The sequence below is a fragment of the Rhizobium redzepovicii genome, from assembly GCF_019793435.1.
Classification (GTDB): Bacteria; Pseudomonadota; Alphaproteobacteria; order Rhizobiales; family Rhizobiaceae; genus Rhizobium; species Rhizobium redzepovicii.
This window is the reverse complement of record NZ_JAILYH010000025.1, coordinates 55,885-73,796: the sequence shown is the minus strand read 5'-3', so window position 1 is coordinate 73,796 and position 17,912 is coordinate 55,885. Positions and strand designations below refer to the sequence as shown.

General features: G+C 57.8%; 13 protein-coding genes and 4 pseudogenes. 7 read left to right on the top strand and 10 right to left on the bottom strand.

The features are described from left to right. Nucleotides 1–182 precede the first annotated feature (182 nt). A complete protein-coding gene (locus tag K6N12_RS30200) occupies nucleotides 183–569 on the top strand; it encodes a response regulator (protein WP_131711671.1) in 387 nt (128 codons plus the stop codon). 1,165 nt (nucleotides 570–1,734) lie between these two features. On the opposite strand, the pseudogene K6N12_RS30195 reads toward K6N12_RS30200, so the two are convergent. Beyond that, nucleotides 1,735–2,067 (bottom strand): annotated as a pseudogene (locus K6N12_RS30195) (methyltransferase domain-containing protein); the annotation flags it as partial. Nucleotides 2,068–2,136: 69 nt separating this feature from the next. Next, a pseudogene (locus K6N12_RS30190) lies at nucleotides 2,137–3,158 on the bottom strand (NAD-dependent epimerase/dehydratase family protein). Nucleotides 3,159–3,254: 96 nt separating this feature from the next. On the opposite strand from K6N12_RS30190, the gene K6N12_RS30185 reads away from it, so the two are divergent. The 5 genes and pseudogenes from K6N12_RS30185 (at nucleotide 3,255) to K6N12_RS30165 (ending at nucleotide 6,841) form a co-directional block, all read left to right on the top strand. Beyond that, nucleotides 3,255–3,638 carry a Gfo/Idh/MocA family protein gene (locus K6N12_RS30185; protein WP_425517732.1) on the top strand — a complete coding sequence of 128 codons (384 nt, stop codon included), beginning with the start codon at nucleotides 3,255–3,257 and terminating at the stop codon, nucleotides 3,636–3,638. A gap of 335 nt (nucleotides 3,639–3,973) precedes the next feature. After that, entirely contained in the window at nucleotides 3,974–5,143 is a 1,170-nt protein-coding gene (locus K6N12_RS30180) for a zinc-dependent alcohol dehydrogenase (protein ID WP_222149076.1), read from the top strand. 16 nt (nucleotides 5,144–5,159) lie between these two features. After that, nucleotides 5,160–5,881: pseudogene (locus tag K6N12_RS30175) on the top strand (SDR family NAD(P)-dependent oxidoreductase). 208 nt (nucleotides 5,882–6,089) lie between these two features. Then, nucleotides 6,090–6,253, top strand: a pseudogene (locus K6N12_RS34885) (YetF domain-containing protein); the annotation flags it as partial. A gap of 60 nt (nucleotides 6,254–6,313) precedes the next feature. Next, nucleotides 6,314–6,841, top strand: coding sequence for a DUF4142 domain-containing protein (locus tag K6N12_RS30165; protein WP_131711668.1), 528 nt, complete (start codon nucleotides 6,314–6,316; stop codon nucleotides 6,839–6,841). 321 nt (nucleotides 6,842–7,162) lie between these two features. Here K6N12_RS30165 and K6N12_RS30160 read toward each other — a convergent pair whose 3' ends face one another. After that, entirely contained in the window at nucleotides 7,163–7,588 is a 426-nt protein-coding gene (locus K6N12_RS30160; protein ID WP_425517736.1) for a DUF2243 domain-containing protein, read from the bottom strand. A 1,158-nt stretch (nucleotides 7,589–8,746) separates the two neighbouring features. Between K6N12_RS30160 and K6N12_RS30155 the strand changes: the two genes are divergently transcribed. Then, nucleotides 8,747–9,592 carry a c-type cytochrome gene (locus K6N12_RS30155; RefSeq protein WP_245500114.1) on the top strand — a complete coding sequence of 282 codons (846 nt, stop codon included), beginning with the start codon at nucleotides 8,747–8,749 and terminating at the stop codon, nucleotides 9,590–9,592. Between the two features lie 6 nt (nucleotides 9,593–9,598). Here K6N12_RS30155 and K6N12_RS30150 read toward each other — a convergent pair whose 3' ends face one another. From K6N12_RS30150 to K6N12_RS30120, 7 genes are all read right to left on the bottom strand, one after another. Further along, the gene (locus K6N12_RS30150) at nucleotides 9,599–9,952 is read right to left on the bottom strand and encodes a c-type cytochrome (protein WP_131711696.1); all 354 of its coding nucleotides are present in this window, start codon (nucleotides 9,950–9,952) and stop codon (nucleotides 9,599–9,601) included. Nucleotides 9,953–9,998: 46 nt separating this feature from the next. Continuing rightward, complete coding sequence (locus K6N12_RS30145) at nucleotides 9,999–10,880, bottom strand: cytochrome c oxidase assembly protein (protein ID WP_222149074.1); 882 nt, start codon at nucleotides 10,878–10,880, stop codon at nucleotides 9,999–10,001. Nucleotides 10,881–11,172: 292 nt separating this feature from the next. Then, on the bottom strand, nucleotides 11,173–11,775 hold the full coding sequence (locus K6N12_RS30140) for a cytochrome c oxidase subunit 3 (RefSeq protein WP_131711664.1): 603 nt from the start codon (nucleotides 11,773–11,775) through the stop codon (nucleotides 11,173–11,175). Beyond that, entirely contained in the window at nucleotides 11,772–13,685 is a 1,914-nt protein-coding gene (ctaD, locus tag K6N12_RS30135; RefSeq protein WP_131711695.1) for a cytochrome c oxidase subunit I, read from the bottom strand. The genes K6N12_RS30140 and ctaD overlap by 4 nt, the downstream gene beginning before the upstream one ends. Continuing rightward, entirely contained in the window at nucleotides 13,685–14,653 is a 969-nt protein-coding gene (gene coxB / locus K6N12_RS30130; protein WP_131711663.1) for a cytochrome c oxidase subunit II, read from the bottom strand. The genes ctaD and coxB overlap by 1 nt, the downstream gene beginning before the upstream one ends. Before the next feature lie 20 nt (nucleotides 14,654–14,673). Next, nucleotides 14,674–15,225: a c-type cytochrome gene (locus tag K6N12_RS30125; protein ID WP_131711694.1), complete on the bottom strand. Its 552-nt coding sequence runs from the start codon at nucleotides 15,223–15,225 to the stop codon at nucleotides 14,674–14,676. Nucleotides 15,226–15,455: 230 nt separating this feature from the next. Next, on the bottom strand, nucleotides 15,456–17,855 hold the full coding sequence (locus K6N12_RS30120; protein WP_222149073.1) for an FdhF/YdeP family oxidoreductase: 2,400 nt from the start codon (nucleotides 17,853–17,855) through the stop codon (nucleotides 15,456–15,458). Between the last annotated feature and the right edge of the window lie 57 nt (nucleotides 17,856–17,912).

The window sequence follows — 17,912 nt, the reverse complement described above, 5'->3', positions numbered from 1 at the left end:
GCATCTCCGTGTTGTCGGTTTTCTGCAAATATCGCCCTTAAGGACGCCATTACGGACGACTGCAGCTTCCAAACAATAGCCCTGTTTCAGATTTTATTAAACATGTAAGCGGATCCTAAAACGAGGGCAACACTCCCGCGTCGAGCCGCGTTAGGCGATCACAGTTAGTAGGGATCGAACTTATGGCCGTTATTCTGGTCGTCGAAGACGAGCCGTTAATCCGCTTTCTCTTGTCGGATGAACTCGTGGATGCGGGTCATACCGTCATCGAGGCCGCCAGCGCATTGGAAGCCATCGCTGTGCTGGGGAAATGCGATCATCTGGACGCTATGATTACCGATGTCGACATGCCGGGCGGATTGAGTGGACTTGACCTGATGAGGCTGGTGAGATCCACTCGACCCGAGACGAGCGTATGGGTCGCATCGGGCCGCGATGTCCGCTCGCAGATGGACCCTGGCGTATTCTTCTTGCCCAAGCCATACGACTACCGCGAGCTGGTCTATCTTGTTTCCGAACGCGCTCACGCGAGGCAGGTGCTCGCGCCGGACCAGCAGCGAACCGGCTGAAAGCCTTCGAGAGAGCTCCTCCGGCCCCGCTAGGTAGCGACTACTTCTTTCGAAACCGTGCCAGAGACGTCGCCAGGCCGCCTTCGTGGTAAGGTTTGCCGAGAAGTACAGCGTCAGAGATCACTGGTGACCATCAACCTGCGGAATGCCGATAATCCCCGAAGAGAACACAATCCCCAGCTCCGGTTGTCGGCGCTGATTCGCTACACGCTACAGCGAGGCCGGCGCCGGAAATACCGGGGAGTCCATGGTCCGTCATCAGCACATCGACGTCTTCCTGTTCAAGGACTGAAAGAGCCTCTTCCGCACTCGTAGCCTCGAAGACCAGATGGCCCAAAGTTTCCAGCATAGCTGTCGTGCTCACCGCCCAGGCGATTGCCACAAGGTATCGATATCTGTAGCGACTGCCGAAGGCCGGAGCCAATCGGCCCCAGAACTTGAAGCAGAACCGGTTTCCACTTTGTGCGTTCAACACGCACATCGCGGCCGCTCGCAAGCTTCCATGATGCCCTTTACCATTGGTCCGTAGCTGCTTGCTCAGTTGTTTTCGGTGGGCAAGTTTAACCCCATCTGGCCGCCTCTGGCCATTCTGCGCTGACGCTATCTTCAAGCCGCAGCGTGCATTTTTCCTGCTGGGTCCGGTCTGACACCTTGAAGCCCGCAATCACCTCCCTTGGCAGGAAAGCATCTAACTTGACGTTCATCGTCTTTAAAAATTCTTGTGAGGCGAATCCGGTATGCGTTAATCTGAAAGTGGTAAAGCGAGAGTCCATTGATGACCAAGTACGAAATTGAGGAGCATGACGGCGGCTGGAGGCTCGTAGACCACATGACCAGACTGCCCGCCTCGGGCGCGGCGACGCGCCGTACCAGGCTGGAGGCGCAGGCACTTGCGGATTTCCGAAACGGTATAGCAAAGCCCACAGCTGAGCGCACACGGCCCCGCCTAGAGAAAATTCGCCTCCTATGGAAGGTGGTCTTGAGCGCCAGCCGTTGATATCCGGGGACGCATCAAACTCGTCTGCGAAGGCACGTCGCGCCTCTACATCGGGACGAAAGCAATGGTCTCAACCCCCAGGCCGAACTCGGGCCGCAAGCCCGCACCATCCTCCGGCGATCCGTTGCGCCGAAAAGCTATTCACGTCATGAGGTTCAGCCCCTCTTGGTAGAATACGCCCATAAAGATCACGTAATCGAACGTTTCGCCCAGCTTCGGCACGTCGTAGACCGACATCCGCTCGAATTCGACGTCGAGGCCGAAATATGCGGCGGCAAAACGTGCCTGCGCGAGATAACGTGGATCGGAATCAATGCCGAGCACCCGCCCCGCATTGCGCCATTTCATCTCGAGAGCATAGAAGCCGGCATTGCAGCCGACATCGAGAACACTGCGTCCGCCCAGATCTTCCGGCACGACGTGTTTGAAACCATTGCATTTGAATGCGGGATAGTCGCCGAGAAAATGATCCGGCGCGGTTTGGATTTCTCCAAGCCGCATGTTCTGGAACCAAGGACCTAGTTCGGCCACGCGACGTTTCAAAGCGAGGCTTACTATCGCGCTTTCCGATTAGCTGCCTGCGGGGGCCGGTTGCGAAGCAGCCGTGCTGTGAAGGCGATTGGGTGCTACTGTCCGCGGTCGCGGAAGCTCGCCGAGACTGTTGGCAAACCACTCGATCGTATATCCGAGCCCTTCTGCAAGCGGCACTGCCGGCTGCCAGTTTAGAAGCCCTATCGCCCGGGAAATATCAGGTCTACGGCGCTGGGGATCATCCTTCGGCAGCGGCTTGTAGACTAGCGCCGCGGGGGCAGGCACCATCGTACGAATCATCTCGGCGAGCGCGTTGATGGAGAACTCACCCGGGTTTCCGAGATTGACGGGCATTCCTGGATTGGGCCTGACGTCCATTAGGGCCATGAGGCCCCTCACCAGGTCGCTGACGTAGCAAAATGACCGGGTCTGCGTGCCGCTTCCGTATATCGTAAGGGATTTTCCTGAAAGAGCCTGCACGACCAGGTTGGAGACGATCCGTCCATCATCGGCCTGCATACGTGGCCCGCAGGTGTTGAAAATGCGAGCGACCCGCGCATCCACTCGACCGGCGCGCAGCATTTCGAAGCAAAGAGCCTCGGCAGCACGCTTTCCTTCGTCATAGCAGGCGCGCGGTCCTATGCAGCTGACATTGCCGCGATAATCCTCCCGCTGCGGATGTTCGGCGGATCGCCATAGGAAGGAGGCTCCATGCCGCTCAGCGAGCGCAAGCAGGTTGCCCGTGCCCGCAACGCAGGTCATCATCGTATGGATTGGGTCCGCCTGATATTGCGGTGGAGATGCCGCACAGGCCAGATTGTAAATCTGGTCTACGGGCTCATCGATTTCCACAAACTCGCAAACGTCCTTCTCTACCAGCCGGAAACGCGGATGGTTCGTCAATGGCCAGACATCATCCCTACAGCCGGTAATATAACTGTCGACGCAAATGATCCAATCGCCCCGTGCGAGAAGGGCATCACAGAGATGAGATCTGACGAAGCCGGCACCTCCTGCACCAGAACAGTCCTGCCTTTTCTGCGACGATTTCCTTGCTGCATTGATACTCTCCTTCACGCTGAGCTACGCTCAAAAGCTGGATTTTCCGGAAGTTCCAGGAGGGTACCGGCAAGCTCGCGGGCGCGTGCGGCGCCGGTATGACCGTTCAACACGCGTCTTCTGGCGGCGGGCGCTATCGTCATACGCGGGTTCATCTCGTCGATCTGGCTTTATGGTGCCTCGATTCCCCGTCAGTCACGACCGTCACCAGCGAACTGAGAGCGGGCGGAGATCGGCTTGGGGACAGCGACCAGGTCGAAGATTTTGCGGCTGCAACACTCACGCTCTCCGGTGGTGAAATCATCCGCCTGATATGTTCGTGGCGGCTTCATGCGGGCTGCGACGCCGAGATCGGTGCCGACTTCTTCGGGACTAAGGGCGGCGCCTCGTTCAAAAATGTAGGTGGCTCGTTCTTTGACTTCACAACGGCGAGGTTGTCCGGCACATCGCGCCAAACCCTGGTCGTGCCACCGGATGATTGAGGCGGACGGGCGGCGGCGGATTGGGCAAGAAAGCTCTGCCAGGGTCAGCGCCACGATGCCGCGAGCAAGGAGTTTTGAGCGGTCGCAGAAGCGATTGATCACATCTATCGCGCTAACGGGTGATACATATTCTGGAATCATAACGGCGGCAAAGTGGATGCACTGACATCAGATCAATCTGCACTTCAAGGGAAGAGGAGATCCTTGGTCTCTTCGATCGCCACCAGCGCGGCCCTTCTATGCTGCTCAGGCGGTCGTGGAAGACCCGCATCGACGGGAACATTTCTTTAAAGCCAAAGTTCGAGCGCCATCATCGAATGGCAAGGAGAAACATTGTGAGACCTCTTACATGGCACGGCAAGCATGATATCCGTTGTGACAGTGTTCCTGATCCGCAAATCGAGGACGGACGGGACGCCATCATCAAGGTAACCCCCTGCGCGATCTGCGGGTCGGATCTGCATTTATACGATGGCGTCATGCCGGAAATGCGCAGCGGTGACGTCATGGGCCATGAAACCATGGGCGAGGTTGTTGAAGTCGGCAAGGACAATACAAAACTTAAGGTCGGCGACCGCGTGGTCGTTCCCTTCACCATCTCCTGTGGCCAATGTTTCTTCTGCAAGAGGGGTTTCTATTCCGGCTGCGAGCGCTCAAACCCTGATCGTTCGAAGGTCACAAACCTCTGGGGCAATTCGCCGGCGGGCCTGTTCGGATATTCGCATCTCCTCGGCGGCTATGCCGGCGGCCAGGCAGAATTTCTGCGTGTCCCCTACGCCGATGTCGGACCGGTCAAGGTGCCGGAGGGGCTCTCCGACGAGCAGGTGCTCTTCCTTTCGGATATTTTCCCCACCGGCTATATGGCCGCAGACTTCTGCAATATCCAGCCCGGCGACACGATCGCGATCTGGGGTTGCGGGCCGGTCGGCCAGATGGCGATACGCTCAGCATTCTTGCTCGGTGCCGAGCGGGTGATCGCCATCGACGCGGTGCCCGAGCGGTTGACCCTTGCGCAAGCGGCCGGAGCCATCCCCCTCGATTTCATGGAAAAGGACATCTACGACAAGATCATGGAACTGACCAATGGTCGCGGTGCAGATGCTTGCATCGACGCCGTTGGCACCGAAGCCGAGCCAGCCGCCAGCTGGGATTCCCGTCTCGACCGCATCAAGGTCGCGTTGTTCATGGGCACCGACCGCCCGCATGTGCTGCGTCAGGCCATCCACTGCTGCCGCAACTTCGGCACCATTTCGATCGTCGGCGTCTATGGTGGTTTCCTGGACAAAGTTCCAATGGGTTCGGCCATCAATCGCGGCCTGACCTTCAAGATGGCCCAAACACCGGTCCAGCATTATCTGCCGATATTAATGGAGCGTATTCAGAACGGAGAAATCGACCCGTCATTCGTCATCACTCATCGCGGCACTCTGGAAGATGGTCCAGCTCTCTATAAGACCTTCCGCGACAAGCAGGACGGCTGCATCAAGGTCGTCCTCAAACCCTGAAAGAAGGAGTAGTATCATGGCTCAGCACGCATCGAGCAAGGGCCTTGCCGTCATCACCGGCGCATCCACCGGCATCGGCTACGAACTGGCGAAGTGTGTGGCACAGGATGGTTATGATCTCATATTGCCGCCGATGAGAGCGCATCAACCAAGCCGCCGCAAAGCTAAAGGAGTTCGGCACCAGCGTGGATGCTGTGGAAGCCGATCTTGCGACGGCCGAGGGTGTGGATCAACTTGTTGGACGCGTCACCGCCAGCGGCCGCTCGGTAGATTTGCTGATGGCCAACGCCGGACGCGGCATCGGCAAGGGCTTCCTCATCAGGATCTCGGCGAGGCACGCAAGGTAGTCGAAACCAACATCACCGGAACGATCGCGGGTTTCATGCCGGGCTCGTACCAAGCCGTATATAACGGTACAAAGGCCTTCATCAACAGCTTCTCCTTTGCGCTGCGCGAGGAATTGAAGGACACCGGCGTGACCGTCAGCTGCCTGATGCCGGGCGCGACTGAGACAGAGTTCTTCAAGCGGGCCGGTCTGCTGAACACTTCGATTGGCCAGGCGACGAAGGACGATGCCGGCGAAGTCGCGCGCATCGGCTATGACGCGATGTTGGATGGTGAAGGCGATGTCGTCAGCGGCTGGAAGAACAAGCTGCAGGCGGTGCCAATGTCACACCGGCAAGCATACTTGCCCACCAGCATTCGAAGATGGCAAAGCCGGGATCGGGCACCCAATAACAGGCAGCCTGAAATCCGACGTGGCGGTCAGTGGATCGCCGCGACTGTCCCGCTCCCGCGCCCGCATGGGGCTTTCAAGCCGCAATAGCGGCCCATGCAATCACAGGGAGCGGGGATGAGGTGTCGAGGCGGAGGGCCCGATACCGCGTACGTACGGATTTGAAGCGCCCGGGCTCTAGCTGGTGGTTCGATTCACGTGGCGATACAGGTCCACAACGAACGCGCACTCAAAGGCGCGTCCGGTTGCAGAAGGAAGATGTCATGGAAGCGGCTCGAATCCAGGAAGGCCTCGAGAGCGTGGCAGAGATAAAATTTGCCGTCCTCGAAGTGAGCGGCAACATTAGCAGCATCAAGAAGCAGAAATCCGGCTGAGAGCAGGGAACTCTCTGCTTGTACAAAAGTTGGACGGGATTACCAACCTGGGAGATTACGATGAAACGCCTTGTTATGGCCTCGCTCGCCTTCTTGTTCGCCGCGCCCGCCTTCGCACAATCCGCCGCCGAAAAGACGGGTGTAAATTCCCTCATTGGCGTGCCGCCGAAAACCGAGGATTTCGTCAAGGAAGCCGCCGCTAGCGACATGTTCGAAATCGCCTCCAGCAAGCTTGCTATTGAGCGCGGGGACGATCCGACCAAAGCTTTCGCGCAGCAGATGGTTGCGGGCCATCAGAAGACCAGCAGCGAACTCAAGGCACTGGTCTCAGGCGGCAAGGTCAAAGCAACTCTTCCGAGCGCCATGACATCGGATCAACAAAGCATGCTCGACAAGCTGGAAGGTCTACAAGGGGACGATTTCAACAAGCGATATCACGCGGACCAGGAATCTGCCCACGAAGACGCAGTCGATCTCTTCAAGCGCTACGGCGACGAAGGGGACGATCCGCAGCTAAAGGCGTGGGCTGCTAGCACGCGGCCTGCTCTGGAACACCATCTCCAGATGGCAAAAGAACTTAACAAATAGGCGGCTTCTGCATAGGTGGCTCGCATTGCACTTATAACGGAACCGGACGGTTGGGCGCCGTCCGGCTCCGTGCTCTGGCCGCCCGGGCTGGCTCATTGCTCGCCAGTCGATAGTCAGCGCCAGTCCGCTCCAAAACCGCCCTCACTACCATTGAGGCTCATAAGCCAAAGCACCGTAGGGAAAGAAGCCCATCGATCGACGGTTGCCTCCCAAAAAAGTAGTAGCGCCAAACCGGCGCTGTCGCGGCGATGAGCCCGAGAGCGAAAGCTCCCCAGGTCGCAGCATTCAGCACCTCGCTTAAATTCTCCCTGCGCTGTGATTTCAAGAGCGCCTCGCAGCGACCCAACCGAGCGCAACCATCGCCGCTCCCCAGATCAAAAAGCCGATATCCCAGGATATCCACGACGATCGCTCGACCGTTTCATTGACATGGTGAAGGCCGAGAACCTGGTGGTAGACGACCCCCTCTACCAGGTTGAACAGCCCAAACCCCATCAACATCGTTCCGGCGAGTTCGCGGGTGCTCCATTTGAAGTGGCTGTGCCGGGCCGACCGCCACAAGATGAACAAAGCGCTCAAAACGAAGATGTAGGTTGCGGAATCAAAGACGCCGTCCCAAAACCTATTCAGTTCAAGGTTCTCCATAGAGTTGATCGGATACCAGGAGCTCAGCATGTGATGCGATTGAAGAATCTGGTGGAGAACGATCCCGTCGAAGAAGCCGCCCAGACCAACGCCGAACAGCAGGCCGGCCAAGCGTGGGAACCACCGCGGTGAGGGTTGGTGGAGGCCAGTCACGCGGAAAATACCGTCCCAGCGATGTTGATCGCGCCAACGGCGCCAGCCCGGGCGGGATTTGGGTGGAGAATTCGCTTCGACCGCGCAGCGCCACCGCAAACGTCGACGTTGGTACGGAGTTCGGCCTTGTGGCCAGCCGGCATTCAGCATGTTGGCTTCAACGCACCGAAAGGCATTGCCTTCATGTCTATCGCGCTCCTCTCGAACACCGAACGCAAAATGCCGCGCAAAGTTTCCAGGTTGAGCCGATTGTACGTTTGGTGACGCTTCTGCCAGAGTTCCTCCTGCCGGGGACAGCGAGTATCAACGGTGGATTGGAAGCACTATGCCTGCCTGTCCGCGGCTCTATCCGTCAATTAGGAGAGTGCTACCGTGGAGCCGTGACAGAAGACCGATCGGCTGTCTACAAGGGCAAGCGCTAGAGCGCACAGTGGCTTTGAAAATAGCTCGTTGCTTGGGGCCCAAACCTCAAGACCCTCGTTGCTGTAGTCCGACGGCTCAGCGTTTCATATTGGCGACGCCAACCTAGCGAACGTGAACAGGCATTTCAGACGGGTTTAAGACCGAATCAGGGCAAAGCAGAGACCGTTGGCCGCAGCGAACGTAGGTTGTCCTAAGAGAGTCAAGTTCTTTGTTCCGGTCGAGACGCCGCCCCGATTATTATGGACGACGGCGAGTAGACCGGTCGCCCGAAGTTCCCGCTCACCGATTGGGGGGCTTTCGCCTAGTTCACTCGGGGGGAACGAACTGCAGCGACGGGGGTTTTCATTTCACGGGTCTGAGAGCGCAATCCGGCAGGCGAGGAAACCCGAGGAACAGTCGTCATTACCGCGGTGGTTGCGCTGGACTCGGCCCCTGAATTGGAAGTGGTCGACGACATGCGCGAAAGCAGAAAAATTCAGCAGCTTGGCAGGTGGCTGCGGCATTATCTGGACGCCCGGCCGGAAGAGATCTCCAAAATTGCTCAGAAGCTTTCTATAACCCGACTGCACGCATTGCACTCAAGCCACAGGCAAAGCCAAGGCTGAACGGATCATCATGAAGATCGCTTTGTGGATAATCGCGATACTATGCACTGCATCGTTGGGGTCTGCGGCGGCATGGGTCATGACTGCGCCCGCGCCGGAATTCTCGGAAAATGACCCCCGACTCGCAGGAGTTGGAGATGCTCGCAGAGGCAAGAATATTTTTGCCGCCGGAGACTGTGCTTCATGCCATGCGACGCCTGGACAAGCCGATCGCCTTCGTCTCGGGGGTGGTCTAGCACTCGCCTCGCCGTTCGGGACGTTTCGGCCTCCGAATATCTCCTCCGATCCCGCCGACGGGATCGGAAATTGGGATGTCTCAGATCTGGCGAACGCGCTCGTTGCAGGAGTGTCTCCGGAGGGTAGGCACTACTATCCGGCGTTCCCTTATACAAGTTACACCGCAATGACCGCCCCTGACATCAAGGATCTTTACGCCTATCTCAAAACGTTGCCGCCGGTGGCGGGGCGAGCGCCAGAACATCACCCCAAAATCCTCTTCACGATCCGCCGTTCGATAGGCTTCTGGAAATTCATGTTCTTCAACAAGGGGGCCTCGAATGCAAGGCTAACGGGCGATGCCGTCCATGATCGAGGAGCCTATCTAGTAGAGACAGTTTCACACTGCGCCGAGTGCCATTCCACGCGAAACATCCTCGGTGCGATAAAATCCGATAGACGCTTTGCGGGTGGGCCCGACCCACAAGGGACGGGTTTCGTGCCAAATGTCACTATCGCTGGGATTGGTACTTGGTCTGAGGCGGATATTGAGGAGATGCTCTCGACCGGCAACACGCCGACTCACGGGCGCGTGGGATCATCTATGGCGGACGTCGTCACAAACACGGCGGTCCTTCCTGAAAGCGACCGAAGGGCGGTCGCTCGATATATCAAGTCACTCGTCCCAAAGCCTACACCACATCCCTAGTGTATCTCACTTCGTGTACAGATATGCGGCTAGATCTTTGGCTTCCGCAGGGCTAATCCCGGTCGCCGGCATGGCGCTATGCGGCGAAAACTGTTGCGGCGAAACGATCCAGCGTTCAAGATTGTCAGACGTGTTCGGTACCACGCCAGCAATATAGACCCGCCGTGAGAGATCGGATAGCACCGGCCCGACCAGTCCGTCGGCGCCCGGCACGCCGGGGATAGTATGGCAGCCTGCACAACCGTAGCGGCGAAAAATCAAGGGGGATCGATTGGGATCCCCGCCAGACAGCAGGATCGCCATGTCATAGCGGCTGCTGCGAACCTTGGAATATTGCGCGGTCAAAAACGCAGCTCCCATCACGACAATAGCAGCGATAACGCCAAACGCAGAAAGATGTAGGGTTTTAGACAAGCTTGATGTCTCCCCTTGCTGAATTCCTGATCCACGTAGAAAGCAAGAAGATCGCCGCACCCGCATAGACCGTACCAGCCGGAATCCACATCAACATTCCGGCAATCTGCTGATCCTCCAACGGCGTCAGCCCCCATTCCGATGCGCCGGCTGTCTGCGCGACATAAAGCACGCGGGGCGATAGCGCCATCAAAGCGCCAAGGGCACTTGTGTGCATCATGGTGACAAACAGATGCCATGCAGCCGCGCCTCGTGCACTTCGCCATATGATCGCCCACCAAAATAGGAGCGCGGTGATCAGAAACGAGAGATGCTGGATCCGGTGCATCGCCAGATCTGTCACCGATGCGTCCACCAGCATCGGCACATGCCAAGCCCATATCGCGACTGCATGCAGAGCCGTCGCGGTGACCCCACCGGCAAGCCAGTTCCAAAAGCCAAGAACTAGAGAGGCGTTAAATAGACGCGCTATCCAGCGGCGGGCAAATCTTGGAAAGGACCACACATACATTGCGGCAGGTCGGGAAAGGACGAGAAGAGGGGCTGATATAGCCATGACGATCTCGTGCTCGATCATATGGAAGGTAAAGAGGTGCTCGCCCAGCCAGTGGATCGGTGACACCAGAGCGACGGTGAGAGTGAGTAAACCAGCAAAAAATGAAATGATACGGAGAAGCGGCTTCGGCCTTCCCTTAGAAACGCGGCTCAGCAATCTGCCGGTCCCTACCACAAACAACACGGCTGCCACCGAAAGAGGGATGACGACCCAGGGATCGAACGTCCAGGCTGAGGAAGCAGTCGGCTTTTCCGGGCCATGCGCCACGGCCGCGCCGGCGTTGGCGAAGATGATGCCAAGGGTGATCAGCGCGCGCATGGGCTGAGCAGCATGGAAGCGGCCCCCTGCAAACAAATTGCAAACACGAAGACTACCGCAATGGACAGAAAGGCCTGGCCGAATTTTCGCTGGGAGGTGCTCCATCCTCGCCAACCGTCCACGGCGATAATGACGCCCCAGACACTGAGAGCGGCACCTCCCCCGCAAACGGGGAGCGTCCAGTTCGTGCGGGCAGCGCAATCGGCGTAGGGAAGGATTTGTCCGAGCTGGGTCGTCAAGGCCCAAGCCAGGGGAGCGATGGAAAAACCCGCGAACCGATTTGGAAGCGTTGTCATAGACGTGGAACCCAATAAATGCAGGCGTAGATTGGCAACCACGCCGCAACGACGAAGTTCCAGTACATCGCATTATCCGCAATATCCCCGTATCGGCGTCCGTTGTCGGCATGGCGTGTGAACATGAGACAGGTGAGCACAAGCGTTTCGATCAGGTCCGTCAGAATGTGGGTCGTGTGCAACCCCAACATCAGCCAGAGGATGGAGCCATAGGCGTTTCGATCCCAACTTATATGCATTGCCGGAAATTCGAAAACGCGAATGATCAGCGCAGTCACCCCAAGCAGCGCCATCACCACCAGGCCGAAGCGAACCTTTGGCAAGTCTTGCTTTTTTGCCCAGCGCGACACCAGCACGTTTGGAGCAAGGCTGGCGACAAGCAATATGGTCATAATAGTGCCTGCCGTCAGCGCCGGCACGTCACTGTTTATCGGCCATTCGGGCGCCAAGCTCATCAGATAAAGATAGATGACAATTGCCAGCGCAAAACCCGTGCCTTCGATCAACATAAAGGCAAGAGTTCCCCACCAAGTAGGGCTCGCAGTGCCGCTTCCATGCGATGTGACTTCAGAAAGATCGAGAATGACGCGTTCTTTCATGTCTCTTCCTCCGGGGCTCCGTTTGGCCAGAACCACGCGGTCAAGGCAATGGCGACCGGGATCGACCCCCAGACGACCGCCCAAGGTGTGAAGATCGACCAGATCAAAACAAGAGACGTCGCCACTGCCGCCCATAGCGGCCAAATTGATCGAGGCGGCGATGATTCCCGCGCTTCGGGTATCGCTGCGATGACCGAGGTCACGAGCAGCTCGCGACGATCGACGCGAAGGCCTGCAGCCACCGTGAGTTCGTCGTCGATCCACAGCGGTTCCCCCGAGCGAACAAGCGGGATGCGACGAAAATTATAGCAGGGCGGCGGCGACGCCGTCGCCCATTCAAGCGTTGCCGCCCCCCACGGATTGGGGCCGGCAAAGGCACCGTTTCTCGCGCTTCGAAACACATCGATGACAAACAATAGAAAGCCAGACGCCAGAACGAGCGCACTTAAACTGACCATCATATTCAGACCAGCCCAGGGCAGTTCGGGCTGGTAGGTGTAGACCCGGCGCGGCATTCCGGCCAGGCCGAGAATGTGCATTGGAAAGAAGCTGAGATGGAAACCCGCAAAGATCAGCGCGAATACCCAACGCCCGAGCGTCTCGCTCATCATCCGACCGGTAAATTTGGGGAACCAATAGTAAATTGCGCCCAGCAACGGGAAAACGGCGCCGCCGACCAACACATAGTGAAAATGCGCGACGACAAAGTAGGTGTCGTGAACCTGCGTATCGAAGGGCACGGAGGCGACCATCACCCCGGTCAGTCCACCGACGACGAATGTTACGACGAATCCGATAACGAACAAGAGGGGCGTCTTGAATACGGGCCGTCCCATCCAAAGTGTCGCCAGCCAGCAGAATATCTGCAGACCGGCGGGGACGGCAATGACCATGCTGGAAGCTGTGAAGAAGCTCTCCCCCAGCCGGGGCAAGCCAGCAACGAACATGTGATGCACCCATAGACCGAAAGCCAGAACGCCCGTCGAAATCAAGGCCATCACCATGGCAAGATAACCGAACACGGGCCGTCCGGTGAATGTCGCCACGATAGTCGACACCATCCCTACCGCAGGAAGGAAGATGATGTAGACCTCCGGATGGCCGAAAAACCAGAAGAGGTGCTGCCACAACAAGACATCACCGCCCTCGGCCGGATTGAAGAAGTGGGTTCCAACGAGGCGGTCGAGGATGAGCGAGGTGCTGGCTATCATGATGGCCGGCATGGCCAAAATGACGAGGAACGACGTCACCAGCATCGACCATACAAACAGCGGAATGCGGTCCAGCGACATGCCCGGCGCGCGCTGCTTGAAGATCGTCACCACCAGTTCCACAGCGACGCAAAGCGCCGATATCTCGGTGAAGGTGATCATCTGCGCCCAGATATCGGCCCGCTTGCCGGTGCCATATTGCGGCCCGGCAAGCGGCACATATGCGAACCAGCCAACATCGGGACCGGTGTCGATCGCAAAGGCCACCCACAGCAAGATTCCGCCGGCAAGAAACATCCAGTAGGAAAATGCATTGAGGCGGGGGAACGCGATATTACGGGTGCCGACCATCAACGGCACGAGATAGACGGCCATTGCTTCCATGACGGGAACGGCAAACAGGAACATCATGTTCGTGCCGTGCATGGTGAAGATCTGATTGTAGCGGTCTGGTCCGATGAAGCGGGCCTCGGGCTGCGACAATTGAAGCCGCATGAGCAGGGAGAGGATACCGCCCAGGAACAGGAAGACGAAAGCGGTGATAATGTAGCGGCGGCCGACGATCTTATGGTCGACCGTCGATAATGCAGCCCACAGTCCGCCGTCTGTCCGCCATGTCGACGCCAGATGCAGGTCGAGGTCGACGCTGTCGAGCGCGCTATCGCGAAGATCTCTGCTGGGACCATCATCGTCCACCATCATTTCAAGCTTTCCATGTATGCGGAGACAGAGCGCAGCTCGTCGCTGGTGAGCGGTACCATCGGCATGTTGTTGCCTGGTTTGAGCGTCTGGGGGTCAGCGATCCAGGCTGCGAGGGAGCCCCTGGTCCGCTCCAGCACACCGGCCGCGATTGTGACCCGGCTCCCCACATGAGTGAGGTCCGGCCCGGTGGTTCCAGCGGAGGGTGTTCCACGCACTCTATGACAGGCGGCACAGGGTTTTTCGAGAAACACGGCTTGTCCCACCGCCGCCTCCGGCTCGGCAGGTTCGAGACTTTTAGCCCGTTGGTCGGCAAGCCATCGCTCAAAGGAACCCGGATCATCGGCAACCACCTGAACCGCCATGTGGCTGTGCTGGAGGCCGCAGAACTCGGCGCACTGCCCGCGGTAGACGCCCGCCGTCTCGGCGCGAATGGCAAGCATGTTCGTCCTTCCCGGCACGAGATCCTGCTTTCCGGCGAGACTTGGTATCCAGAACGAGTGGATGACATCGGCGCTTTCGAGCTGCAGCAGAACCGTTCTTCCAACCGGAATATGGATCTCGTTTGCCGTCTCGAAGTCGGGGGCGCCATCCTGCATATAAGTGACGCGCCACCACCACTGTTCACCCTTGACGGCGATCGTCATTGCGACCTCACCGTCGGCGTCGATCAAACGGGTGGTGAAAAAGCTTGCGACAGTGAGCCCCGTAATGATCAGAGCCGTTGCCCCAACGGCGGCGGAAACGATGAGTGTCGCTCTATTTTCGCCACCTGCTTCGACACCGGCCGGATCGCGGCGTTTGCGAAATAGCGCATATGCAAGCACCAACATCACGGCGATCCATACGAGTGCGCAAACAAATATCACGGACAGCATCAAGTGTTTCAGGTGGATTGCGGATGCGCCGTGCACATCGAGTGCGGATTGCGACCCGGCGCACGCGGTGAGGCCGGCGACAACAAACATCAACAAAACAAGTCTAGCTATCAAGGTTCCGGTCCCTGCTCAGCATGAACACCAACCGGTCCCTCTTCGAAAATGATCGCCGCCGGCGCGCGGTTTTCAGAAGGGCGCGTGTGTTTCGTATCGTTGCGGCCGGGCGCTGCCACTTTGGCACTGTAGGCGCCGATCGTTTGGACGTAGCCCGCGAGCTGCCAGATCTGCTCTATCGTCATGCGGTTTCGAAATGGCGGCATGCCGTGCGGTCTTCCATCCCGAATGGAAGCAACGATTGAAACCATCTCGGGTCCATAGAGCCACCATCCATCGAGAAAGGACGGTCCTGCCGCCCCTCGCCCGTCGCCATGACAGGATGGGCAGCCAAACCAGGTGTAGAGTCGTTTGCCTTGGCTCAGATTGTAAGAGTCATTTTCATAAGGTTGACCAAGTGCGAAGTCGATCTCCGGCGGCGCCCCGCTGATCCCGTTCGGCATCAGTCTGAACTGCTCCAATTCGGCCGTGATTGCGGGATCAAGTCTGAATTCTCGCGGGTGGTCTATCCAGCCAAGCAGTGCCGACACCGTGAGCCCTCCCACCATCAGAAATGCCCAGAGCACCAGCCTTGTTTTTTTGGCTGCGTTACTTGCGTCATTTGGAGCAAGCGACGTAAAACCCGAGGCCGGGGCCGACCGGCTGGCGAATAATGAACTTGCCCTCCATACGAACAGAGCGATCAACGCCAGGCAAGCTGACCACCCAGCCAGTTTCTTAAAGCGATCCGACGTTCCTGCGGAACCACCGAACAACATTTGTCAATCCCATCTGCAAGTCAGTCGCAAGGTATTTCGGCCGATCGCGTCACCACAACCGGCAAAAGTTTATATGAGGGCGTCTTCGACTTGACATCATGGTGGTCGAGCGGAAATAGCGGGTTCGTTTCCGGATAGTACGCCGCACAGGAGCCCTTGGGAATGTCATATTCCACGACCCGCAGCGCCGTAACTTTTCGGACTGTCTGTTCATCGAGAGCGGTGGTAAGATCGACCGAGATGCCGTTTTCAAGACCAAGAGCGTCGATATCGCCGGCGTTCATGAATACCACCTTTCTCGTGCCCTCGACGCCGCGAAAGCGATCTCCATATCCGTAGATCGTCGTATTGAACTGGTCGTTCGAACGCAGAGTGGCGAGATGAAGGACATCGGATCTGGCCGCAGTGGGCATGTCCGGGAAGAGCCTTTCGGGGGTGATGAAATTGGCCTTGCCGTTCGAGGTGACCCATTTCCGCTCGCGTGCTGGCAACGGCCGGGGAAAACCTCCAGGCTGAAACAGCCGTTTGTTGAAGTCCTTGAAGGTCTCGGGATAGGTTTGCTCGATCGCGTCGCGGACCTTGGAATAATCGCCCACCCATTCGTCCCAAGGCACCTTGGAGACACCTATTGTCGCCTTGGCAATTCCTGCCACGATCGCAGCTTCCGAGAGCAGCTCGCCACTGGCCGGCTTGGTCTTTCCGATGGACCCGTGGAAATGGGCGATCGAACTTTCCATCGAAACAGCCTGAGGGCCGGTCGCCTGTCGATCGATTTCGATCCGGCCGAGGCACGGCAGGAGATATGCGATCTCGCCATGGATAACGTGGCTGCGATTAAGCTTGGTGGCGATTTGGACGGTCACGCGCATCTTTCGCCATGCAGCCTCCATCGCGGCGGTTTCTGGAACGGCTTTGAGAAAATTCCCGCCCAGGCTAACAAACGCACGGGTCTCTCCGTTCATGATCGCCTTGCACGTATCAACCGTCGAATGCCCCGTCCAGCGCGGCGGCTCGAAGGCGTATAGCTCGGATAACTTGTCCAGCGGGACCAGGCCCGGCTTTTCCGTAATACCAACTGTTCGCTGCCCCTGAACGTTCGAATGTCCTCTCACGGCGCAAATGTTTGCGCCGGGCTTCCCGATATTGCCTCGAAGCAAAGCAAGGTTTGCGACCATATGCACGCTCTGAACGCCCATCAAATGTTGTGTCAGGCCCATCCCGTAAACCATGAGAACGGCATTCGAACTGGCATAGATCTCCGCCGCCTGAACCATCTCTCCGCGCGTCAAGCCCGAAATCCGTTCGAGCTCGGACCATTCATGCTGGCGCGCCGCTGCGGCAAAGGTTTCAAAGCCGAACGTATGTTCTTTGATGAAGTCGTGATCCAGGACATGCTTCTTATCCGCCGACGCCATGGATGCCGCAAACGCAACCATTGCCGCGTTCGAAGGATCCGCCGGACGGCCGTCGTTTCCGGCAACCTTTGAATGGCCAGCCGACTTTAAAGCGTCATCCGACTCGATCAGTGCCTTGCAAATTCCGAACAGAGCGGCGATGTCTCCACCGTTGCGCACCTGATAATACTCCGATGAGATCAGGGTTTCCGATGCGGTGAGCATTTGAGACGGCGATTGAGGATTGACGAAGCGTTCAAGCCCCCGCTCCCGAAGCAGGTTGAAAGTGACGATCTTAACGCCCCGATCAACCGCATCTTGCAGGTCGTGTAGGAGGCGCGGAGAAGAGGTCGCAACGTTCTGGCCGATATAGAAAATGCAGTCGGTGTTCTCGAAATCCGAGAGTATCGCCGTTCCGACAGACGCTCCGATGCTTTCCGGCAGCGCCACTGAGGAGCTCTCATGACACATATTTGAACTATCCGGCAGATTATTGCTGCCATAGATGCGGGCGAACAGCTGATACATATAGCTGGTCTCTAACGAAGCTCGCCCGGAGGTGTAGAAATCGACTTCCCGCGGCTTTAGCGACCGAAGCTCTCTGCCTATCTCATCAAACGCAGCCTGCCATGAAACCGGGACATACCTGTCTGTGGCCGGATCCCATCGCATCGGATGCGTCAAACGGCCCTGCTCTTCCAGGTCATGATCGCGCCACTGCTCCAGTTCCTTCAAGGTATGTTTGGCAAAGAAGGCTCTGTCGGCTCTCCTTTTTGTAACTTCCCACGCTGTTGCCTTCGCGCCGTTCTCACAGAATTCGAGCGGATGCGTCTTGGCGGGCTTGGCCCATGCGCAGCTCACGCACATGTAGCCTTGGGGCTTGTTTTGCTTTGAGAGAAGTCCCGCGCCAGAAAGGGTTTTGTGTTCGCGCAACAGGATTGCGGCAACCGATTTGGCCGAGCCCCAGCCCCCTGCCGGTCCCCGATAGCGTTTTATTTTCGGCGGAGATTTTGGATCTGCAGACATTTCTTTGCCCTTTGCGTCCTCAAACCTAAGACGTCGGCTTTTGTTCCAAGCAATTCC